16 protein-coding genes are annotated in these 22,925 nt (G+C 70.9%); 10 read left to right on the forward strand and 6 right to left on the reverse strand.

Annotated elements, in window-relative coordinates; all coding sequences use genetic code 11:
• Nucleotides 1-21 precede the first annotated feature (21 nt).
• From IU450_RS30085 to IU450_RS30095, 3 genes are all read right to left on the reverse strand, one after another.
• Nucleotides 22-234 carry a hypothetical protein gene (locus tag IU450_RS30085; protein ID WP_228835381.1) on the reverse strand — a complete coding sequence of 71 codons (213 nt, stop codon included), beginning with the start codon at nucleotides 232-234 and terminating at the stop codon, nucleotides 22-24.
• A 140-nt stretch (nucleotides 235-374) separates the two neighbouring features.
• Nucleotides 375-890, reverse strand: a complete 516-nt coding sequence (locus IU450_RS30090; protein WP_195153111.1) for a gamma carbonic anhydrase family protein — start codon at nucleotides 888-890, stop codon at nucleotides 375-377.
• 79 nt (nucleotides 891-969) lie between these two features.
• The gene (locus IU450_RS30095) at nucleotides 970-1,917 is read right to left on the reverse strand and encodes a GlxA family transcriptional regulator (protein ID WP_195153112.1); all 948 of its coding nucleotides are present in this window, start codon (nucleotides 1,915-1,917) and stop codon (nucleotides 970-972) included.
• Between the two features lie 71 nt (nucleotides 1,918-1,988).
• Between IU450_RS30095 and IU450_RS30100 the strand changes: the two genes are divergently transcribed.
• Nucleotides 1,989-2,756: an MBL fold metallo-hydrolase gene (locus IU450_RS30100; protein ID WP_195153113.1), complete on the forward strand. Its 768-nt coding sequence runs from the start codon at nucleotides 1,989-1,991 to the stop codon at nucleotides 2,754-2,756.
• Between the two features lie 129 nt (nucleotides 2,757-2,885).
• Entirely contained in the window at nucleotides 2,886-3,995 is a 1,110-nt protein-coding gene (gene ald, locus IU450_RS30105; RefSeq protein WP_195153114.1) for an alanine dehydrogenase, read from the forward strand.
• Nucleotides 3,996-4,010: 15 nt separating this feature from the next.
• Here ald and sigJ read toward each other — a convergent pair whose 3' ends face one another.
• On the reverse strand, nucleotides 4,011-4,970 hold the full coding sequence (sigJ, locus tag IU450_RS30110) for an RNA polymerase sigma factor SigJ (protein ID WP_195153115.1): 960 nt from the start codon (nucleotides 4,968-4,970) through the stop codon (nucleotides 4,011-4,013).
• Nucleotides 4,971-5,117: 147 nt separating this feature from the next.
• Between sigJ and IU450_RS30115 the strand changes: the two genes are divergently transcribed.
• Complete coding sequence (locus IU450_RS30115; protein ID WP_195153116.1) at nucleotides 5,118-6,035, forward strand: cobalamin biosynthesis protein; 918 nt, start codon at nucleotides 5,118-5,120, stop codon at nucleotides 6,033-6,035.
• A 31-nt stretch (nucleotides 6,036-6,066) separates the two neighbouring features.
• Here the strand turns inward: IU450_RS30115 and IU450_RS30120 are convergent, their stop codons facing one another.
• Entirely contained in the window at nucleotides 6,067-6,966 is a 900-nt protein-coding gene (locus tag IU450_RS30120) for an SURF1 family protein (protein WP_195153117.1), read from the reverse strand.
• A complete protein-coding gene (locus tag IU450_RS30125) occupies nucleotides 6,966-7,487 on the reverse strand; it encodes a low molecular weight protein-tyrosine-phosphatase (protein WP_195153118.1) in 522 nt (173 codons plus the stop codon). Before IU450_RS30125 ends, IU450_RS30120 begins: the two co-directional genes overlap by 1 nt.
• 44 nt (nucleotides 7,488-7,531) lie before the next feature.
• Here IU450_RS30125 and cobC point away from each other — a divergent pair, with 44 nt between their 5' ends.
• The 7 genes from cobC (at nucleotide 7,532) to IU450_RS30160 (ending at nucleotide 22,922) form a co-directional block, all read left to right on the forward strand.
• A complete protein-coding gene (gene cobC / locus IU450_RS30130) occupies nucleotides 7,532-8,572 on the forward strand; it encodes an Rv2231c family pyridoxal phosphate-dependent protein CobC (RefSeq protein WP_195153119.1) in 1,041 nt (346 codons plus the stop codon).
• A gap of 175 nt (nucleotides 8,573-8,747) precedes the next feature.
• Complete coding sequence (locus IU450_RS30135) at nucleotides 8,748-9,869, forward strand: Nif3-like dinuclear metal center hexameric protein (protein ID WP_195153120.1); 1,122 nt, start codon at nucleotides 8,748-8,750, stop codon at nucleotides 9,867-9,869.
• A gap of 136 nt (nucleotides 9,870-10,005) precedes the next feature.
• The gene (locus IU450_RS30140; protein ID WP_195153121.1) at nucleotides 10,006-10,650 is read left to right on the forward strand and encodes a hypothetical protein; all 645 of its coding nucleotides are present in this window, start codon (nucleotides 10,006-10,008) and stop codon (nucleotides 10,648-10,650) included.
• A gap of 72 nt (nucleotides 10,651-10,722) precedes the next feature.
• A complete protein-coding gene (locus IU450_RS30145; RefSeq protein ID WP_195153122.1) occupies nucleotides 10,723-11,460 on the forward strand; it encodes a zinc ribbon domain-containing protein in 738 nt (245 codons plus the stop codon).
• Nucleotides 11,461-11,494: 34 nt separating this feature from the next.
• On the forward strand, nucleotides 11,495-12,688 hold the full coding sequence (locus IU450_RS30150; RefSeq protein ID WP_195153123.1) for a bifunctional RNase H/acid phosphatase: 1,194 nt from the start codon (nucleotides 11,495-11,497) through the stop codon (nucleotides 12,686-12,688).
• 310 nt (nucleotides 12,689-12,998) lie between these two features.
• Entirely contained in the window at nucleotides 12,999-15,470 is a 2,472-nt protein-coding gene (locus IU450_RS30155; RefSeq protein ID WP_195153124.1) for an FAD-dependent monooxygenase, read from the forward strand.
• A gap of 249 nt (nucleotides 15,471-15,719) precedes the next feature.
• Nucleotides 15,720-22,922 (forward strand): non-ribosomal peptide synthetase, encoded by a 7,203-nt coding sequence (locus IU450_RS30160; protein WP_324197880.1) that lies wholly within the window; start codon nucleotides 15,720-15,722, stop codon nucleotides 22,920-22,922.
• The last annotated feature ends 3 nt before the right edge of the window (nucleotides 22,923-22,925 follow it).

Raw genomic sequence — 22,925 nt, forward strand, 5'->3', positions numbered from 1 at the left:
GCGGTGACCGTGGCGTCGAAGTCATTGGCGCGGCAGATCCAGCTCGGCCATTTCCTTCTCGATCGCATTTGCGGCGAAATCCACACCGCGCGAACGCAATTCATGAACCCGGCGCTGGAGTGCCTCCACTCCGCCGGGTTGGGCCGCGATGTCGGCGACGCTGATCCGGCCCATGGGCCGATGCACGCCCGACTGCACGTACGACACCGTGTTACCTCCTGCCTGCACGCTCACCCACCCACCGACCCGGGTGGGTTCACCACTGCGCTACAAGTCGCACGACAACCGTGTCGACAGGAGAGCCCGGGTCGCCGGGCACGCTGGCTGAATGCTATCAGCGATCTCTACTGGACACTTGATCAGTGTGTCCTGTTTCACACCGTATTTCCCGTGCGATGCTGAGCTGTATTTGCTAGGTAGACAGTCGCATTCAGGCGAATGCGATCTTGTTCCTCGGCGCGCAGTTCCCGGCGCACCTTGCCGGGCACTCCCGCCACGAGCGAGCCGGGCGGAATCTGCGCGCCTTCCGGGATGAGCGCGTTGGCCGCGATCAGGCTGCCCGAACCGACGACGGCGCCGTTGAGGATGGTGGCGCCCATGCCGACGAGTACGTCGTCGCCGATCGTGCACCCGTGCAGGATCGCGTTGTGACCCACCGACACCCCTGCTCCGACGGCAAGCGGGAAGCCTGGGTCGGCGTGCAGCACGCAGCCGTCCTGGATATTGCTGCGCGCGCCGACCTCGATCGTCTCCAGGTCACCACGCAGTACCGCGCTGTACCAGACACTGACCTCGGCGCCGAGTCGCACCCGGCCGATCACGGTGGCGTTCGGCGCGATCCACGCGCTCTCATCGATCTCCGGCGCATGCTCGCCCAGCTGAATCCGCATGCTCATGAACATATCGGGCTGAACACAACAGGCGCGGCCGGGCAGCCCGTGCCGGGCCGGGCGAAGGCGGTGCGGCCGCTCAGCCGCGCCCCTGGAAGCTGGTGCGATGGGCGGCCGGGCTGGTGCCGAGAATGCGGTGGAAGTGGTGGCGCAGACTCACCGCCGTGCCGAAGCCGGTGTCGGCGGCGATGCGTTCCACGCTGTCGGCGGTGGACTCGAGCAACAGCCGCGCCCGGTCGGTGCGCTGCAGCAGCAACCACTGCTGCGGGCTGCTGCCGGTGCGGTCGCGGAAGCGGCGGGTGAAGGTGCGCCGCGACATGAGCGCGACCCTGGCCCAACCGTCCAGGTCGATCGGGTCGCCGAGATGGGTGCGCGCCCAGACCATGGCGCGCTCGATCGGATCGTCCTGGGCGGCGTCGGGTACCGCGACCGGGATGTACTGCGCCTGTGAGCCGCTGCGGTGCGGTGCGGTGACCAGCGCCCTGGCCAGCTCGGTGGCGGCCTTGCTGCCCAGATCGCCGCGGACCAGGTGCAGGCAGCAGTCCAGTGCCGCGGCCACGCCGGCCGATGTCACCACGTCGCCCAGGTCCGACCACAGCGTGTCGGCGCGGACGCGGACCGCGGGAAACGCGCGGGCCAGTTCGGCGGCGGCGGCCCAGTGCGTGGTGACCTCGCGTCCGTCGGCCAGCCCGCTGGCGGCCACCGCCCACGAGCCGAGGCACAGCCCGACGATCCTCGCGCCGCCCGCGTGGGCGGCGTACAGCGCGGCGCGCAGGTCGTCCGACAGCGGCAGGCCGGCTCGCCAGCTCGGGATCACGACCGTGTCGGCGCGGGTCAGCGTATCGAGGCCGTGCCGGACATCGATGTCGAATCCGGCGGGCGTGGCGAGGCTTCCAGGTTGCTCGGCGCACACGTCGACTCGATACGGCGCGGACCCGCCCACCCCTATCCGCCCGAAAACGAGGCTGGGTACCGACAGGTGGAATGGACTGATCCCGTCGTACGCGAAGACGGCTACGGTGCGCATGGCCCGATCTTAACGATGAGCGACTCGCGGGCCACTGTCGATCGGCGTGCGGGCCGGACAAGATCAACGGCATGAGCGACACGATCGAACGCACCACCCTGGAAGTCCTGCACGTCGGCGGCCCGACACTGCGGTTCCGCTACGCCGGCCGCACGTGGCTGACCGATCCCACCTTCGACGAGCCCGGCGACTACCCGGGGCCCGTCACGCTGCACAAACTCATCGGACCCGCGGTGTCGCCGCAAGAGGTCGGCCCGGTGGACGTCGTGCTGCTCTCGCATGACGAACACGCCGACAACCTGGACAACTCCGGCCGGGAATTCCTGGGCACCGTGCCGACCGTGCTGTCCACGCCGGGCGCGGCGACCAGGATCGAGGGTGTGCGCGGCCTGGAGAACTGGGAGACCGTGACGGTGCACGGGGTGCAGGTGACCGGCGTGCCCGCCCTGCACGGCCCCGAGGGCTGCGAACCGATCACCGGAATCGTCACCGGGTTCGTGCTGCGGGCCGAGGGGGAACCGACGGTGTACGTCTCGGGGGACAACGCCTCCGTCGACGTGGTGCGGCGCATCGTCGAGCGGATCGGCCGGATCGACATCGCCGTGCTCAACGTGGGCGCCGCGAACGTCGGCCGCTTCATCGAAGCCGACGTCACCTTGAACGCGCGCACCGCCCTGCAGGCCGCCGAAGTGCTCGGCGACGCCGTGATCGTGGCGGTGCACGGCGAAGGCTGGGCCCACTTCAGCGAGACGCTCGACTATCTGGGCCGAGCGTTCCGCTACGCCGGTCGCGCCGACCAACTGCGCATACCGCCCCTGGGGCAGGCGGCCACCGTATGACGCCTGCGCGGCCGCTCACCTGAGCAACGTGCCGAGAAACCGGCGCGAAGGGCGGGCTCCGAGTGGTCGGCGTGCGCGACCGGCGCGTCGCTCGTGGCGCGGGCACGGTGGCGGGGCCACGATGGCGGTATGAGGATCGGAGTACCACGGGAGGTCAAGGAGCAGGAGTTCCGGGTAGCCCTGACTCCGGCAGGCGCCGGGGAATTGGCAGGCCAGGGACACGACGTGCTGGTGCAGGCCGGCGCGGGCGTCGGATCGGGGTTCCCCGATGCCGAGTTCGCCGCGGCGGGGGCGCGTCTGGTCCCGGACGCCGACCAGGTGTGGCGGGAAGCCGAACTGGTGTTGAAGGTCAAGGAGCCGATCGCGCAGGAGTATCCGCGGCTGCGTCGCGGGCAGGTGTTGTTCACCTTCCTGCACTTGGCCGCGTCGCGCGAATGCACCGACGCCGTGCTGCGCTCGGGGATCACCGCGATCGCCTACGAGATGGTCCGTGCCGCCGACGGATCGCTGCCGCTGCTGGCCCCGATGAGCGAGATCGCGGGCAAGCTCGGCGCCCAGGTCGGCGCGTACCACCTGATGGCGCCGCTGGGCGGCGCCGGACTGCTGCCCGGCGGCGTCCCCGGCGTGCGTCCGGCGGAGGTGGTGGTGCTCGGCGGCGGCGTCGCGGGCTCGAACGCGGCCGCGGTCGCGGCGGGCATGGGCGCCCGCGTCAGCGTGCTCGACACCAACCTGCACCGATTGCGCGAACTCGACGCACGCTTCGCCGGGCGGGTGATCACCGTCGCGTCGAACGCCGCGGAGATCCGGCGCGCGGTGCTGTCGGCCGACCTGGTGATCGGCGCGGTGCTGGTCCCCGGTGCGCGCGCGCCGAGACTGGTCACCGACGACCTCGTCGCGGGTATGCGCCCCGGTGCGGTGCTGGTGGACATCTCCATCGACCAGGGCGGCTGCTTCGCCTCCGCGCGTCCGACGACGCACGCGGACCCCACCTTCCGGGTGGCCGACGCGCTGTTCTACTGCGTCGCCAACATGCCGGGAGCGGTGCCGCACACCTCGACGATCGCGCTGACCAACGCGACCCTGCCCTATGTACGCGCGATCGCCGATCTCGGCTGGAAGGAGGCGTGCGCGGCGCACCCCGATCTGGCGCACGGGCTCACCGCGGACGCCGGGCGGCTGCTGTCGGCCGAAGTCGCGGCCGCGCACGGGTATTCGCGGCCGCTCGGCGTCGCGGGCTGACTACTCCTGCTCGGCCTACTCCTGCTCGGCGCGGCCCTCGCCCAGATACCAGTCCGGCTCGCCGCTGGTGGGCAGGTCGCGCAGCTTGTCCGGGTTGCGGACCACGTCGATCGCCACGATGTGTCCGTCGTCGACGGTGAAGGAGAAGACGCCCGTGTGGGTGCCGTCGAAGACGACCAGCCCGGGCTGGCCGTTGACCAGCACCGCGCGTCCCCAGGCGCCCGCGGCGGACGGCGCGTGGTACCACCCGAGCAGCAGCTTGGCCACGAGTTCGGCGCCGTGCACCGGCTGCCGGATCGCGGGCACCTTGCCACCGCCGTCGGCGGTGAGGCTCACGTTCGAGTCGAGCACGCCGAGCAGTGCGCTGAGATCGCCGGAACGCCAGGCCAGCGCAAAGGCCGACACCACTTTCTTCTGCTCGTCGGGCGAGGCCGGGAAGCGTGGCGTGCCGCTCTCGACGTGCTTGCGCGCCCGGGAGGCGAGCTGGCGGACGGCGGCCGGAGTGCGACCGACCACGTCGGCGACCTCCGGTCCGCTCATGCCGAAGACGTCCTGGAGCACGAATGCGGTGCGCTCGGCCGGTGACAGGGACTCGAGCACCACCAGCAGCGCGGTGGTCACCCGCTCGTCCTGGGTGATCCGGTCGGCGGGGCCGTCCAAGGTGGTGACCTCGGGCTCCGGAAGCCATTCGCCCACGTACTGTTCGCGGCGGACGCGCGCGGAGCCGAGGTGGTCGAGGGCGAGGCGGCCGGTCACGGTGGAAAGCCAGGCGCGCAGGTTGTCGATCTCACCCGCGGCGCCCGCCTCGTACTGGCGCTGCAACCGCAACCACGCCTCTTGCACAACGTCGTCGGCGTCGCTGAGACTGCCCAAGGTGCTGTAGGCGAGCCTGCGCAGGTACGGCCGGTGCTCCTCGAACTGCCGGGCCAGCTCGGCTTGATCGAGGGGCTCGCGGGAAGGCTGTTCGGAGGTCACTGCTGTTCGCCCGTTCGTCGTTCGGCCCCTGCCGGGGCGATTCTATGGTGCGTCGTCAGGTCGACAACGCAGGGGAAAGAGTGTGACACGGCCGCGGGGGATGAGCCGTGTGCGCGGGGCCGGTCGCCCACCCGATAGCCTCGCCGGGTGCAGAAGGGGACCTCCACCGCGATCGGGTTGCTGCTCGGATTCGCGCTCGACCGGGCGTTCGGCGATCCGCGGCGGTGGCACCCGGTGGCCGGATTCGGTTCGGCGGTGGCGGCTCTGGAGTCGGTGACCTACGCCGACCGGCGCGCGGCGGGTCTGGCGCACGAGGCGCTGGCCGTCGGCGCGGTGGTCGGGCTCGGCGTGGCGGCTCGGCGCGGCGGGGTGGTGTCGACCGCGGTCGCGACCTGGACCGTCCTGGGTGGACGCAGCTTGGCCCGGACCGGGCACGCGATGGCCGACCGGTTGGCGGACGGCGACCTCGACGGCGCCCGCGCGCTGCTGCCCTCGCTGTGCGGTCGCGATCCGCAGGCGCTCGACGCCAACGGACTCGCGCGCGCGGCCCTGGAGTCCATCGCCGAGAACACCTCCGACGCGGCTGTGGCCCCGGTGGTCTGGGGCGCCGTGGCGGGCGTCCCGGGTTTGCTCGGGTATCGCGCGATCAACACGCTCGACGCGATGATCGGCTATCGCAACGAGCGCTACCGGCGTTTCGGCTGGGCGGCCGCGCGCGTCGACGACGTGGCCAACCTGATCCCGGCACGAATCACCGGTTTGCTCACCGCCGCGCTCTCCCCCATGATCGGCGGACGGCCCGCGGCGGCTCTCGACGCGTGGCGCAGGGACGCCGCCGGGCACCCCAGCCCTAATGCCGGGGTGGTCGAAGCATCGATGGCCGGGGCGCTCGGCGTCCGACTGGGTGGCCGCACGCAGTACCCGCACGGCGTCGAACTGCGGCCCGTCCTCGGCGACGGCCCGGCCCCCACCGTGCACGATCTGCGCCGCGCGGTCCGCCTTTCCGAGGCCGTGCAACTCGCCGCCACCCTGCTGGCCGCCGCCGTCGCGGCGACCAAGCGCTGAACGTCCGCGGCGAGCATCCACCGGGCCGGAATCAACCGCGGCCGCGGCCGTAACGGTCGGCGAGGCGAGCTTGGGTGGTCGGTGCGGCGGGCGGGTTCGGCGTGGTCGCTGGGGTCGGCTCGGAGCGGGCCGGTTCGGCGGGGGATGTCGCGCCGGGTGGCTGTGCTGCGGCCTTTTCCTTCCTTCGCTCCCGGATCTCGGCGTAGACGAAGTAACCGAGGCCCAGCGGGGCCATGATGCCGAAGGCGAGCCACTGAAGGCCGTAGGACAGGTAGGGGCCCGCGTCGAGCCGGGGCAGGGGAGTGGGGGTGAACGCACCCGGTTGGTTCTCGCTCAGCTGCAGGTAGCCGCCGCGATCGCCGGTCGGGAGGGTGGTCAAGGTCTGGTTCAGAACCGCCGACTCCTGCGTGGTGTCGATGGAGTACACCTGGCGGTAGCCGTCCTGGACGCTCGGGTCCTTGCCGGGCGTGACGCCCTCGGACATCCGGACGCGGGCCTCGATGCGCTGCGGCCCGGCGGGCGGCTCGATGATCCGCGGCGGGCGCGTGCCGTCGACCGCCGACACCAGCCCGCGGTCCACGAGCAGCACGCGGCCGTCGTCCAACCGGAACGTGGCGAGCACCGCGTACCCCGGAGCGCCGTCGAGGTGGCGCAGCCGCACCAGCACCGTGGAGTCCGGTACATAACTGCCGGAGGCGGTGACGCGCCGCCACTCGGTGGGCGTGCCGCTCGCGGTCTCCGACAGCACGGCGGTGACGTCGACGGGCTCGGCCTTCACCGAGTCGGCGATCAGCTGGTTGCGGTGCGAGGTGGCCGTGTTCTTGCCGAGCTGCCACGGCGCGAGCACGGTGAAGCACAGGTAAGCGAACGCGGCGACCAGCACCGCCAGGATCAGCCAGCTGGGGCGCAGCAGGAAGGCGAGCCTGCGCATCAGGATCGCTCGTCGGCGACTAGGCGCGGATCGGGCGGTTCGGCGGCGGCCAGTTCGGCGCGCACCCAGTCGAGCAGACCGGGCACCGCCGCCTCGATCTGAGCGCGCACGAGTTCGAAGTCGGCGGCATCACCGTAGTAGGGGTCGGCCACGTCCTGACCGTCGGCGTCCGGGTCGAAGGCGCGCAGCAACCGCAGCCGCCGCGCCGGGATGCCCAGGCGGGCCAGGTCCCGTTGGTGCGAGCGGTCCAAGGCGATCACCAGGTCGGCGTCGCTGTGCGCGGCGCCGAACACGGCGGCGATGTGGCCGGTCGGGTACCCGTACTTGCGCAGGGTCGCGCTGGTCCTCGGGTCGGCGTCGGCGCCGACGTGCCACGAACCGGTGCCCGCGCTGCTGACGCGTACCCGATTGGCCAGTCCGGCCCGGTACAGGTGCGACGCGAAGATCTTTTCCGCCATCGGAGAGCGGCAGATGTTGCCGGTACAGACGAACGAGACGTGCAGCTGACCCACGCCTGCCATTCTGGCCGGTCCTGCTACGGGACCGCCACGTAGGGTGTGATCTCGTGGCCGAGGACACCGTCGATCGCGCGAAACTGCGTCACCACGGCGACGTGGACGCGCGTGCGGGCATGCTCGATTTCGCGGTGAACGTCCGAGGGACCGCGCCGCCGGAGTGGCTGCGGCGACGTCTGGCCGCGCGGCTGTGCGATCTGGGCCGCTATCCGAGCGCCGAGGACGCCGAAGCCGCCCGCCGCGCGGTCGCGGCCCGGCACGGCCGCGATCCCGGCGAGGTGCTGCTGCTGGCGGGCGCCGCCGAAGGCTTCGCGATGCTGCCCCGCCTCGCCCCGCGCTCGGCCGCGGTGCTGCACCCGTCGTTCACCGAGCCCGAACTCGCGCTGCGCGAGGCGGGCGTCCCCGTGACCAGGGTGGTGCTGCGGCCGCCCTACCGGCTGGATCCCGCCGCGGTGCCCGCAGAGGCCGATCTGGTGGTGCTCGGCAACCCGACCAACCCGACCTCGGTGCTGCACCCGGCCGACACCATCCGCGCCCTGCGCAGGCCGGGCCGCGTCATCGTCGTCGACGAAGCCTTCTCCGACGCGGTGGTGGGCGAGCCGGAATCCCTCGCCGCCGACTCCGCACCCGACCTGCTCGTGCTGCGCAGTCTCACCAAGACCTGGGCGCTGGCCGGTCTGCGCTGCGGCTATTTCCTCGGGGCGCCGGAGGTTCTCGCGCGACTGGAGCACGGGCGACCGCACTGGCCGCTGGGCACCCTGCAATTGGAGGCGATCGCCGCCACCGCGAGCCTGGCGGCCGTCGCCGAGGCCGGACGCGTCGCCGAGGCGCTCGCCGTGCAGCGCGCCGCGATGATCGAGCGACTGACCGGCGTGGGCGTCGACGTCCACACCCCGGCTGACGGCCCGTTCCTGCTGCTGCGCGTGGCGGACGGCGAATTGCTGCGCAAACATCTGGCCGCCGAGGGCATCGCGGTTCGTCGCGCGGACACCTTCCCCGGTCTCGGCCCGGATCATCTGCGCGTCGCGGTCCGTGGCGGTGGGGAGGTCGATCGGCTGGTCGCCGCGATCCGGTCGGCGGATGTCCGGTGAGCGCACAGCGGGCTGTGCGCGGATCAGATGCCCCGCGCCGGCCGGACGGAGGTTCCGCGCGGCGATTTCGGGCGTCCGGTGCGCTGGAGGTGGGGCAGTGCCCGAACCCACACCGGGGCGGTCGGGAAACGAGCCAGGCGAAGCAGTGCAGGAGCGATGTGAAGGAAGGTGGACGATGACCACGCTCGCGGATCTCATCGGGGTGCTCGACGCGGCCTACCCGCCCGCGCTGGCCGAGTCGTGGGACTCGGTCGGCCTGGTCTGCGGTGACCCGGCCGAGGAGCTGACCCGGGTGCTGTTCGCGGTCGACGCGACCGCGGCGGTCGTCGACGAGGCGATCGACTGGCGCGCGCAGGCCCTGGTGGTGCATCACCCGTTACTGCTGCGCGGTGTCGACACCGTCGCGGCGAGCACGCCGAAAGGCGCACTGCTGCACCGGCTGATCCGTTCCGGCTGCGCGCTGTTCACCGCCCACACCAACGCCGACTCCGCCGCCCCCGGCGTCTCCGACGCGCTCGCCGCGGCCCTCGGTCTCACGGTGACCGGACCGCTGGACGCGAAACCCGAGTCCGCCGTGGACAACTGGGTGGTCCAGGTGCCACGTACGCACACCGAGGCCGTGCTCGCCGCGATTTTCGCCGCCGGTGCGGGCGGGAGTGGGAACTACTGCGACTGTGCGCTGCGGGTGCCCGCGACGGGGCAGTTCCGTCCGGTGGGCGACGCGGCTCCGGCGCAGGGCACCCTGGGCGAACTCCAGCACGTCGAAGAGGAACGGATCGAGGTGGTCGCCCCGCCCGCGGTGCGCTCGGCCGTGCTCGCCGCGCTGCGCGCCGCGCATCCCTACGAAGACCCGGCCTACCACATCAGTGAACGCGCCCAGCTGCCGTCGTCGCTCGGCATCGGCCGGGTCGGCACACTGCCCGAACCGGAAACGTTGCGCGCGTTCACCGATCGCGTGGCCCGTTCTCTCCCGCACACCGCGTGGGGCGTTCGCGCCGCGGGCGACCCGGAGCGCAGTATCTACACCGTCGCGGTGTGCGGGGGAGCGGGCGACTCCTATCTGAACAGGGCCACCAGGCTCGGCGTCGACGTGTACGTCACCTCCGACCTGCGCCACCATCCGGTCGACGAGCACTTGCGCGCGGGTGGACCAGCGTTGGTCGACGCCGCGCACTGGGCCACCGAATTCCCTTGGTGCGCGCAGGCCGAAGCGCTCGTCCGGAGCGCGCTGCCCGGCCTGGAGACGAGGGTGTCCACGTTGCGCACCGACCCGTGGACGGTGCGTGCGCCCAGCTGAGCACCGAGCGCCTGCGTCCGATGCCGTTGTCCCGGCGACGAACTGACGACGGCGTGTCGGTGCGTGTCCGCCCGCGGCCGGAACGGGTTGGGCGGTTCGGGTGAATCGAGTAGTTCGTGCGGGGTACAACTACCGCATGAACTTCCCGGTTGATTTCGGGCTCGTGCAGATCGGGCTGATCCTGCTGCTGGTCGTCGGTGTGGCGCTGATCGTCTCCGGTCTGCTCGCCGCGCGCCGGGTGGGTATACGGCCGCTGCTCGCGCGCGGGACGAGCGGGCTCGCGTTGCTGCTGGTCGCGGCGGTGTTGCTGTGGATAGCGACCCTGCTGCAGACGTATCTCGGGCTGACCGGCGAGATCAAGGCGGCCCATGTGGTGGCCAAGCCGGTGGCGGGGCAGGAACACCAGCTCGACGTCGACCTCACCCTGTTCGGCGACGACGACCACCCCGACCAGCGCCTGACCTACCGGGTCGAGGGCGACATGTGGGTGCTGCAAGCGGGCATCGTCGAGCTGGAACCATGGGTCAACGCCATGGGCTTCCATTCCGGCTACCGGATCAGCCGCCTGTACGGCCAGCGCCTCGACGGCGTCGCGACCACGCAGAACCAGATCTTCCTCAACGACGGCGACCGGGACTTCTTCGCCGACATGCGCGAGGGCCGCTGGTGGACCCAGCCGTTCGTGCGCTCCGCTTACGGGAACGCGGTGATCGCGGTGCCCGGCGAATACGACGTCTACATCTCGCGGGACGCCATCAAAACCCGCACGGTCGGCGGCTGACGCGGGTCCGCCGATCCGGCGGGGTACGGTTGAACACCAGTCCCGTCCACCCCATCCAGGAGTTTGTCCGCGTTGAATGTCGAACCCACGATCCAGGCCGAGCTGCTGCGGCTGGCCTCCGTCGACGCCGAGCTGACCCGGATCGCGCACCGGCGCACCGTGCTGCCCGAGCAGCAGGAGGTGGCCCGGCTGGAGGCCGAGCGCAACGCGCACAAAGACGCCGCGGTGGCGGTGGAGATCGTGCTGGACGACCTCGACCGGGACATTCGCAAGCTGGAGGGCGAGGTCGAGGCGGTGCGCAAGCGCGAGGACCGCGACAAAGGCATGCTCACCGCGGGAACGGTGAACGCCAAACAGCTTTCGGAGATCCAGCACGAGCTGGGCAGTCTGGAGCGCCGCCGCTCGGTCCTGGAGGACGAACTGCTGGAGGTGATGGAGCGGCGGGAAGCCTCCGCCGCCGACCACGAGCACGCGGGCGCCCGGCTGAGCAAGACCGAGGACGAGCTCGCGGCCGCGCAGCGGCATCGCGACGAGGCGCTGGCGGATCTGGACGTGGCGCAGACCCGCTGTGACAACGACCGTGCCGTCGTGGTGGCGAAGCTGCCCGGTGAAGTGCTCGCGATCTACGACCGTCAGCGCGAACAGCACGGCGTCGGCGCCGCGCTGTTGCAGGCTCGTCGTTGCGGGGCGTGCCGCATCGAGCTCGATCGCGGTGAGATCGCGCGCATCGCCAAGACCGCTCCCGACGTGGTCGTGCGCTGCCCGGAGTGCGGCGCGATCCTGGTCCGGACCAAGGAATCGGGGCTGTGAGCTCCCCGCGACCGCGTGCCGGGGAAGCTCGGCGATGAGCTTTTCCGAAGTGATCGTCGAAGCCGACGGCGGTTCGCGGGGCAATCCCGGTCCGGCCGGATACGGCGCGGTGGTCTACGACGCCGACCACGTCCGGGTGCTCGCCGAGCGGCGGGAGTTCCTCGGCATCGCGACCAACAACGTCGCCGAATATCGCGGAATGATCGCCGGATTGGAAGCGGCGGCGGAACTGGGCGCCGAGTCGGTCGTGGTGCGCATGGATTCCAAGCTGGTCGTCGAGCAGATGTCCGGTCGCTGGAAGATCAAGCACGCGGCCCTGATCCCGCTCGCCGACCGTGCCCGTAGGATCGCCGCCGGGTTCGCGCGGGTGACCTACACCTGGATTCCCCGCGCGGAGAACTCCGCCGCCGACCGCTTGGCGAACGAAGCCATGGACGAGGGCACCGGCACCGGTGACGGCCGTGCGAGCGTCGCGGATGCGCGGTCGACCGAGGCCGCCGATCCGGCCCTCGAGGCGACCGAGCACGACCGGCCGAGCTGGATCGACGAAGTCAGGGACGCGAACGCGGTGCAGTCGAAACCCGCCGAGTACAGCCCGGGCTGGACCGGCGCCACCGGCCGTCCCACCCGGCTACTGCTGCTTCGCCACGGCCAGACCGAGTTGTCGGTACAGCGCCGCTATTCCGGCCGCGGCAACCCACCGCTCACCCCGCTGGGCCGGGAGCAGGCCGCCCGTGCCGCGAAGATGCTTGCCGCCAAAGGCGGCATCACGGCCGTGGTCAGTTCTCCGCTCGGCCGAGCCAGGGAGACCGCCGATGCGGCGGCCGCCGCGCTCGGGGTTCCGGTCGAGGTCCACGACGGGTTGATCGAGACCGACTTCGGCGTGTGGGAGGGACTGACCTTCGCGGAGGCCGCCCAGCGCGACCCCGAGCTGCACGCGCGCTGGATCGGTGATCCCGCCGTCGCCGCGCCCGGTGGGGAGAGCTTCGAGGAGGTCACGCAGCGGGTGGACGCGGCTCGTCGCGACCTGCTCGAGCGGTATCCCGGCGCCAACCTGGTGGTGGTCAGTCATGTGACCCCGATCAAGACGCTGCTGCGGCTGGCCCTCGACGTCGGTCCTGCGCTGCTGTATCGGTTGCACCTGGATCTGGCGTCGCTATCGATAGCGGAGTTCTATCCCGACGGCGGGTCTTCGGTGCGTCTGGTGAACGATACGTCCTACCTCTGAGGACGCCGCCAGGCCCGAATCGAGGGCGTATGCGGTGCGCGGAGCGCGAATTATGCCCTATTGCAACACATTTGCGTTTCACATTCGCGCGATGCGGTGAATCTCACTTCAACTCTGCCTTGCGCGCCGAGTAGCGGTAGGCTTCCGGACGGTCAGGCACAGGCGTCCTACCGGCTTGCCCGGTCGGGGTCGACGCAGCGTCCTCGGTCAGTGCTGTTCAGGGGACGATGGCTCACGGGCAGCGACGCCCGCAGGCCGCGTCGTAGGAAGCACCTGTGCCGTCGAGTGGTTCGATGAGAGTGCAGGTTCGATGAGCAGTCCGATCAAGGTTGTCGTTCTCGGGGCGGGGATCGGAGGGCTCACCACTGCGGCCGCTCTGCGGCATGCGGGTTTCGGCGTCGAACTATACGAAGCGGGGCCGGAGCTGCGGGCCCAGGGATTCGGACTCTCGGTGCAGGCCAACGGGATCAACGCGCTGCGCACCCTCGGCCTCGGCATCGACGAGCAACTGCTCGAACGCGGCGGCCGGGTCGAGACCTTCCGTTTCTGCAATCCCGACGGCAGCCCGATCCGGGTGCTTCCGGTGCACCGGCTCGATGCCCAGCTCGGCGCCCCCGCTGTGGCGCTGCACCGCACCGACCTCCATGACGTCCTGCTGCGCGCGATCGGCGACACGCCGACTTACGTTGGCGCGCAAGCCACCCGCTTCGTCGACGAGGGCGAACACGTGCGCGTCGAGTTCGCCGACGGCCGGATCGCCGAGGGTGATCTGCTCGTCGCCGCCGACGGCATCCATTCCGTGGTGCGCGCCCAGCTGCACGGTCGCGCCGAGCCGCGCCCCGGCAATTTCGTGTGCTGGCTGGCCTGCATCCCGTTCGAGCATCCCAATGTCGCCCGCGGGCTGTCGGCGCACTTCTGGGGCACCGGAATGCGTTTCGGCATCCACGACATCGGCCACGGCCGGGTGTACTGGTGGGGCACCAAGACGCTGCCCGCCGACGAGGCCGCGAACTGGCAGGGCGGCAAGGAGGACCTGCTGCGCCTGTATGCCGATTGGGCGCCGGAGGTGCGCGCCTGCATCGAGCAGACCGACGAATCGGCGATCCTGGCCGTGCCCGCGCAGGACCGTCCGCCGCTCGCGCAGTGGGGCCGCGGCCGGGTGACGCTGCTCGGCGACGCGGCGCACCCGATGCTGCCCAGCCTCGGCCAGGGCGCCAACGCGGCCATCGAGGACGCGGTGGTGCTGGCGAGCGTGCTGCGCAACTCCCTGGATCCGGTTGCGGGCCTGCGCCGTTACGAGAAACTGCGCGCCGACCGCACCGCCATGTTCGTCAACGGGTCGGCCTCGCTGGCCAAGATCGAGCAGACCACCGACCCACGGCTGGTGCGGGTGCGCGACACCTACTTCCGGCACGCGCCCACCGAATTCTTCCTGCGTGAGCTCGGCAAGCCGATGTCCTTCCCGCCGCCGGACGGGCCGACCGCCCGGCTGCCGCGCCCGCTGTCGCCGGTCGAGCGCTGGCATTGGATCGCCGATCAGCTCGCGCCGCTGCACATCCTGTCGCGCGTGCGGATCCGCGGCCACGTCGAGGTCGAGCAGATCCGTGCCGGCCTGGACGAGGTGCAGCGCCGACATCCGCTCCTGCGGGTCGCCGTCGCCGCCGAGCCGGACGGCACCGCACCGCGTTTCGTGCCGGTGCATGCGCCGATTCCGCTGCGCGTGATCGAATCCGAGGACAGCACGAACTGGCTGGCCGAGGCCGACGAGGTGGAACTGCGCGAGCCGTTCGACTGGCGCACCGGCCCGCTGGCCAGGGCGGTGCTGATCAAGGAGACCGACGGCACGAACGAGCTGATCGTCACGCTGCACTACGCCATCGCCGACGGAGAGAGCGCGCTGTCGGTGGCCAAACAGGTGCTCCAGGCGGCCGCCGGGGAAGCGGCCGACTTCTCGCCCGCGCCGGTACGGCCGGGGCCGGAGGAGCTGTTCCCGCCGCGTTTCCAGGGAGCAGGAGGTGCGCTGCGCACCGCGGGTTCGTTCCTGCGCGACCAGAAGTCGCAGCTGCGCAAGCCGCGCAGGCTCGAGCCGACCTCGCTGGCGCCTCCCGCGCAGCGGCGCAGCCGGGTCGTGCACCGCAGCCTCGACGCCGACCGGCTCGACGCGCTCAAGGCAGGCTGCGCCCGCCACGGCGTCGGCCTGCAGGCGGCGCTGTCCGCGGCGCTGCTGATCGCGGCGGCCAGGGAAGCGGGCACCGAGAAGGCCGCCTGGTTCACCGTCGGCAGCTCGGTCAACTTCCGCGACCATCTCGACGGCGCCGCCGCCGACACCGAGGTCGGCACGTACCAGGGCATGATCGCCACTCCGGCGAAGTACGCGCCGTGGGCCTCGCTGTGGGAGATCGCCGCCGAGATCGAGCGCGAGTACGGCGCGCGGATGGATCGACGCGATCACCTGTCCGCGCTGAACCTGCTCAAGGTGGCCGCACCGAAGTCGGTGGCCGCCAGCGCGTCCACGGTGAAACTCATGGACACCCGCGGCCCGGGTCATCTCTGTATGACCTACCTGGGCAGCTATCCCTTCCCGGACAAGGTCGGCTCCTGGCAGCTGGAGGGGGCGCAGTTCGTCTCCGGCATGTCCGTCAGCGGCTTCATCATGGCCACTGCCAACGCGACGCACAACGAGCTGTCCTTCAACATCGGCTACGTCGAGCCCGCGGTCTCGCGCGACCGAGCGGATCGTCTCGCCGACGAAAGCGTGCGCGCGCTGCTGTCGGCTTGCTGACCGGCCCGCATACACCGCGATACAACAGCAGAGTCGCGGCATCGGCACAGCCGATGCCGTGATTCGCGATATCGATAACTGGATAAGTGTGGTAGCAGCTTTGCGTGTCAGCGATCAGGGTGGGCTTGGGTAGATCCGCGCACGGCCGGTGCCGCGACTGTCGCGATAGGAGTGACTGTGACATCCGAACCGAGTGCTACTTCCGAGAGACCTCCCGAGGCCTGGCCGGTCAGCGCGTACCAGCGAGACGTGTTGTCGGTTGCCTACCGGTATGCCCCGGCGCCGGTCACCAGAAACGCCTACTGCGCGTTTCTGGACGAGCCTTTCGATATGGCCAGGTTGCGGGCCGTGGTGCGCAGGGCTCTGCTCGGCGACGACGCACTGCGGCTGCGGTTCGAATTCTCCGACGGCCGTTTCTGGCAGTGGGTGTCCGACGAGCTACCGGAGGTCGAACTGGTCGATCTCAGCTGGGCGTCCGACTCCGCCGCGGCGCGCCGGGACTGGGTGCACCGAGCCAACGTGACGCCGTCCCCGCCGCGGCAGCCGTTCCGGATCGCCGCGCTGGTCGACGGCCCCGACCACTTCCATCTCTACGTGGCGATGCACCACGCGATGATCGACGGCTGGGGCGTGAACGCGCTGTGGAGCGCGCTGGTGGACAACTACAGCCGCACGGACCTGTCGCTGGAACTGCTCGCCGAACCGGACCCGGCGACCGAGCAGACCGACCGCGGCGCGGCCACCTACCGCAAGATCGCCGCCGAGCACGAGGAATACCTGTCCTCGCCGCAGTGGGTGGCGGACCGGGACGCGCTGGTGCGTCGTTTCGAAGGCGTGGTCCCCGCGCTGTTCTCCGGCCGTGCGAGCACGCCGAACGTGAACCGGGGACGCAGACGGGTGGTCGTGGAACCCGCGTTCCTCGACCGGATCCGGGCCACCGGCTTCTCCGTCTTCGCGTTCACCGTCTCGGCGCTGGCCGCCTACCTGACCACCATCCACCGCTCCGAGGAGGTGGTGATCGGGGTCCCGATGCTCAACCGGCACAGCGCGGAAACCTTCCGCACCTCCGGGCACCGGACGAACGTGGTGCCGCTGCGCATCCGGGTCGACCCGGCCGAGCCGCTGTCGGCGGTCGCCACCGAGGTGGCCGCGCAGATCCGGGAACTCAAGCGCTACGAGCGTTTTCCGTACGGTGACCTGGCCCGTGCGCTCAGCAGTGATCCGACGGCGCCGCCGCTGTTCGACGTGGCGTACTCCTACATCAAGATGCCGCCGTCGGATCACCTGGACAAGATCCTCGGCACCCTCGACATCGTCAATCCGGGCACGGTGCTCGAGGCGCTGAACATCCTCGGCGTCGAGCATGCCCGCGACGGCTCGCTGAACCTCCAGCTCTATTACGACCGAGACGTCTTCGACGCGAACTTCCCGTTCGAGTCGGTGGTGCGTGGCATCGGCGCCCTGCTGGTGGCGGCGCTGGACCGGCCCGGAGCGCCGATCTCGGCGCTGCCGCTGATGCCCGCTCGGGAGTTGGCCGCCATCGCGGCGTTCGAATCCGGTCCGCGCGAACAATTCCCGTACACCACGATCGACCGGCTGTTCGCCGAGGCGGCGGCCGGGCATCCGGATCGCGTCGCGATCGAACCGGTCGCGGGCTCGGGGGAGCGGCCGCTGCGCTACGGCGAACTGTCGGCGCTGGCCGACGGAGTCGCCGCCGAGCTGCGCGCGCTGGGCGCGACCGGCAACGAATGCGTTCCGGTGGTGCTGACCCGCTCGACGGAGATGCTCGTCGCGATCTTCGGCGTGCTGCGCGCGGGCTGTGCGTACGTGCCGTTGGACCCGGACTTCCCGGCCGCCCGCATCGAAACCGTGCTCGCCGATTGCGGGGCGCGCTTCGTCGCGGCGGGGCCGCGGCATCGAGCGGTCTTCGACAAACTCGGCGTCACCCGGATCACGGTGGCCGACATCGGCCCGGCGCGCGGCGTCGAAAACGTCTCGCACCCGGCGGATCTCAGCTATCTCATCTACACCTCGGGCTCCACGGGCGTGCCCAAGGGCGTGATGATCGAGCACCGGTCGGTGGTGAACCGCCTGACCTGGATGCAGCGGCGCTACCCCCTGCACGCCACGGACGTGATCCTGCAGAAGACCCCGGTCACCTTCGACGTGTCGGTGTGGGAACTGTTCTGGTGGGCGATCACCGGCGCCCGGCTGGCGCTGCTGGAACCGGGCGGGGAGCGCGATCCGCGCCGCATCGCCGAGGCGATCGCCGCGCACGCCGTGACCGTGCTGCACTTCGTGCCGTCCATGCTGGTCGCGTTCGTCGACGAGCTGGCGGCCGATCCCGCGACGATCGCGCGGATCGGCAGCGTGCGGCGGGTGTTCTGCAGCGGTGAGGCGTTACCGCCGGCGCTGGTGCGCCGGTTCCACGCGGTCTTCGCCGCGGCCGGTGCCACAGCGCCGCAGCTGGTGAATCTCTACGGCCCCACCGAAGCCACCGTGGACGTATCCTATTTCGACTGCCCGGCCGACGACCCGCTCGACGTGGTGCCGATCGGCCGCCCCATCGACAACATAGATCTGCTCGTGCTCGACGACACCGGCCGCCGTGTGCCGGTCGGCGTGCCGGGGGAGCTGAACATCGCGGGCGTGGGCGTGGCTCGCGGCTACCGCGGCAGGCCCGAGCTGACCGCCGCGGCGTTCGTCGACGATCGCGCGGTGCCCGGACGCCGCCGGTACCGCACCGGCGACCTGGCGCGGTGGCTGCCGGACGGCAACCTCGAATACCTGGGCCGGTTCGACGACCAGGTGAAGATCCGCGGTAACCGGATCACGCTCGGCGAGGTGCACAACGCCATGCTCGGCTGCACCGGGGTGCGCGCGGCGGCCGTGGTGGACGAGGTCTCGGAGGCGCACGGCGTCCAACTGGTCGGCTACTTCGTCGGAGCCGACGTCTCCGGCGAGGAGATCGCCGAGCAGCTCGCGGCGACGCTGCCCCGCTACATGGTGCCGTCCCGGCTGATCCGGGTGGACCGGATCCCGTTGACCCGCAACGGGAAACTGGATCGTCGCGCGCTCGCCGCGCAACTCGTCCTCGGCCACGGCGGCGAGCCGTTCACCGGCGGCGGCGATCCGCGCACCGAGGTGGAAGCCGGGCTCGCGCGGGTCTGGCGCACGGTGCTGGGCGTCGAGTCGATCGGCGTGCACGACAACTTCTTCACCCACGGCGGCGATTCCATCCTCGCGCTGGCCGTGCGCACCGCCGCCGAACGCGCCGGGCTCTACTTCGACGTGGACGCCTTCTACCAGGCGCCGACCATCGCCGAGCTGGCCCGTGTGGTGCGCGACGACCGGCACGGTGACCGCGGGCACATCGGGACGCCCCTGGAGACGGTGCCGCTGATCGACCGCGCGGCACTGCACCAGGTCGAGGACGCGTTCCCGGCCACGGCCCTGCAACTGGGCATGCTGTATCACAGCATCGAGCGCGCCGACTCGGTCACCTACAAGGACGCGTTCCGCTACCGGCTCGAAATCCCGTGGGACGGAGAGCGATTTCGGGAAGCCGTGGACCGGCTGGTGCGGCGCCAGCCCGCGCTGCGTTCCTCGTTCGAACTGAGCAGGCATTCGGTCCCGCTGCAGGTCGTGCACGTCGCGCCGCCCTACGAGCTGGAGATCGTGGACCTCGGCGATATGGACGAGGCGACCGGCGAAGACCTGATCGAGATCTATCTCCAGGAACGCACGCACGCCCAGTACGACATCTCGGTCGCCGCGCTGTTCGCCATCCGGGTGTTCGTCCGCCCCGGTCCGCAGGACCCGGTCGGCACGGTGGACCTGGTGCTGAGCTTCCACCACGCCATCCTGGACGGCTGGAGCGTCGCCACGTCGGTGCTGGAACTGCTGCTGGACTACCTGAACCACATCGGCATGACCAGGACCCGGATCGAGGCCACGCCGCACCCGGCGACCGTGCTCGCCGAGTACGCGCAGGCCGAGCAGGGCGCCGCGCACGACACCGCGGCCCGCGAGTACTGGCTGACCGCCCTCGCCGGAGCCGAACCCACCGCGCTCACCGCGCTCGGCGTGCACCAGCCGGTGGTCGCCGGCGTGCCGCAAGCGCGGGCGCTGGTGCCGCGCAGGCTGGCCGAGCGGGTCTCGGCGTTCGCCGCGCGTCACCAGGTTCCGGAGAAATCGGTCTACCTGGCCGCGCACTGCTTGGCGTTGCGGGCGCTCACCGGGCGCACGGACGTCACCACCGGCGTGGTGAGCCACGGCCGCCCGGACCGTGCGGGCGCCGAGCGGGTGGCGGGGCTGTTCCTCAACACGCTGCCGATCCGGTTGGACAGCGCCGCGACCACCTGGCGCGCGGCGGTGGAGCAGATCGCGCGCCGGGAACGCGAGGCCTATCCGTTCCGCCGCTACCCGCTGCGGTCGATCCTCGCCGACGGCGGGCCGGTCTTCGAGACGGCGTTCAATTTCGTCAACTATCACGTCTTCCAGCCCATGCTCGTGCTGGACGGCGTGCGCCTGCTGGACTTCGACGTCCGCGAGGAGACCAACTTCCAGCTGCTGGTGACCGCGGCGACCGACCCGCGCGACGGCCGGATGTGGTTGCGGGTCAACGGAGACCACACGCTGACCGCCGAACAGTGCGAAACGGTGGCGCTCACACAGTTGCGCATGCTGGCGGGCATCGTCGCCGACCCAGACGCGGTGATCGACCGCGGCGTCGGCCCGGCCACCGCCCGCGACGTGGGCACGCTGGTGGCCGAGGCCGCCGCGCTCAACCCCGCCCGCGTCGCCCTGGCCGGTGACGACGAATCGGTCACCTACGACGAGATGATCGAACGCTCCGATCGGCTGGCGCGCCGCCTGGTCGGACTCGGGGTGTCGCCCGGCGACCGGGTCGGCATCCTGATGGGGCGCCGTCCGCAACTGGTGCTGCTGGTGCTCGCACTGACCAGGATCGGGGCCGCGTGCGTTCCGCTGGATGTCAGCTACCCGCGCGCCCGGCTGAATCTCATGATCGACCGCGCCCGCCCGCACCGGGTGATCGCCGACGCCGCCTATCGCGACATCGTGGACGACGCCGCCTTGGTCCTGGACACCGCCGCGCTCTTCGATGACTCTGCGCTTTTCGATGACTCTGCGCTCTTCGACGACTCCGCGCCCGACGCGGACGTGCTCCTGCCCGACCACGTCTCGCCCGACGCGGTGGCCTACGTGCTGTTCACTTCCGGGTCGACCGGCGAGCCCAAGGGAGTCGCGATGCCGCACCGCGGCCTGACCTCCCTGGTGGACTGGCAGAATCGCGCGGCCACCGGCACCGGGCTGCTCAGCACACTGCAGTTGGCGCCGTTGAGTTTCGACGTGTCGTTCCAGGAGATCTTCACCACCCTCGCGGCCGGGTCCACGCTGCGGGTGAGTTCGGCCGACCTGCGATCGAATGTCGAGCAATTGCTGAACACGGTGGTGGAGGAGGGCATCGAGCGGCTGTTCCTGCCGTACGTGGCCCTGCAGGCGTTCGCCGAGGCCGCGGTGGGGCGGCGAATGTTCCCGACCGAGCTGAAGGTGCTGATCTCCTCCGGCGAACAGCTGCGCATCACCGACGAGATCCGCGCGCTGTGCAAGGTGGTTCCCGGCCTGGTGCTGGAGAACCAGTACGGCCCCACCGAATCCCACGTCGCGACGAAGTTCACGCTGACCGGGCCTGCCGACGAATTCCCCGCCCTGCCGCCCATCGGCCGCGCCGTCGACGGCGACACCGTGGAACTGCTCGACAGCGCGCTGCGTCCGGTGCCGAACGGTGTGATCGGCGAGCTCTATCTCGGCGGGCGCAGCATCGCCCGCGGCTACGAGGGCAGGCCCGCGCTCACCGCGCAGCGGTTCGTCGCCACGCACGCGGGCGGAATCCGCTACCGCACCGGTGATCTCGGTGTCCGACTATTCTCCGGCGACATCGTCTGCCTGGGCCGCAGCGACAGCCAGGTCAAGATCCGCGGGTTCCGGGTGGAGCCCGCGGAGGTAGAGCTGTGCATTCTCGGTCTGGTCGAGAAGTTCCCCGGCATCACCGAGGCCGCCGTGGTGGCCCGCGGTTTCGGCGGTATCGACGGCTCGCTGATCGCGTTCCTGGTCGGCGCGGCCGAACAGACCGACCTCGCCGCGCTGCGGCACGACCTGCGCTCGATGCTGCCCGCGCACATGGTGCCCACACGGTTCGTCTGGCTCGACGAACTGCCCCGCACGCCCAGCGGCAAACGCGACGACGCCACGCTGCGCGGCTACGGGGACGACGCCACCGACTCGGTGGCGGCGCGGCGCGAACCGGCCGATGAGTACGAACGGTCGGCGGTCGGGTTGCTGGCGGAGTACGCGGGGCTGCGCGCGATCGGCGTGGACGACGACTTCTTCGCGGCGGGCGGCACCTCGATCGGGGCGATGCGCGTGGTGATGGCGCTGTCGCGCCGCTGGGGAGTCGAGGTGCCGCTGGACGCGTTCATCGGCGCGCCCACCGCCGCCGGGCTCGCCGCGCTGGTGCGGTCGGGCGACGTCCAGCGCACATTCGACCCGCTGGTGCCGATCAGCGTCGGCGGCAGCAAGCCACCGCTGTTCCTGGTGCATCCGATCGGCGGCAACGTGCTGTGCTACCTGGCTCTCGCGCGGTACCTGGACCCGGACCGTCCGGTGTACGGGTTGCAGGCGGCCGGGGCGGATCCGGGCAGCGCGCCGGAGAAGTCCATCGCGGCGATGACCGAGTCGTACCTGGAGGCGGTGCGACGGGTGCATCCGGACGGTCCGTACCACCTGGCGGGCTGGTCGTTCGGCGGGTACGTCGCTTTGGAGATGGCCCGCCAGCTCCCCGAGCACGAGGTGTCCAGCGTGACGCTGCTGGACACGATGGCGCTGCGCGCACGAACGCGAACGCCGATCCCGGAGGAGAAACTCATCCGGTGGTTCTTCCTCGAACTGCTCTGGTACGCGCGAGGAAGCCAGACCGCCCTGGTCGATTTCGAGCCCGACGTGCACAACTCCGAGGAGTTGTTCGCGGCGATGCTGGAGGAGTCGGTGCGGTCGGGCATCCTGCCCGCCGACAGCTCGCCGCAGGCGATCCGGCGGCTCTACGAGGTGTTCTTCGCCAACTACTCCGCGATGCTGGACTACAAGCTCGAGCCGTACGACCGTGACATCACCCTGATGCGCGCCACCGAGGGCCTGCCGCCGGGCGTCGACCTGGCGCACAAGACCGTCGGCAGCATGTTCGACAGCGCCGACAACGGCTGGAAAAAGTACGCGGCGCGCCGGTTCACTGTGATCGACGTGCCGGGGGATCACCTGAACATGATGACCGAGCCGAACATCGGCGAGCTGGGGCTGCGGCTGGACGAGGTGCTCTCGGCCGCCGATCCCGATCTGGACCGGGAATGGGACGAATCCATGCTGGACGCCTGAGCT

The organism is Nocardia abscessus, from assembly GCF_015477775.1.
GTDB classification, from domain to species: Bacteria; Actinomycetota; Actinomycetes; order Mycobacteriales; family Mycobacteriaceae; genus Nocardia; species Nocardia abscessus_A.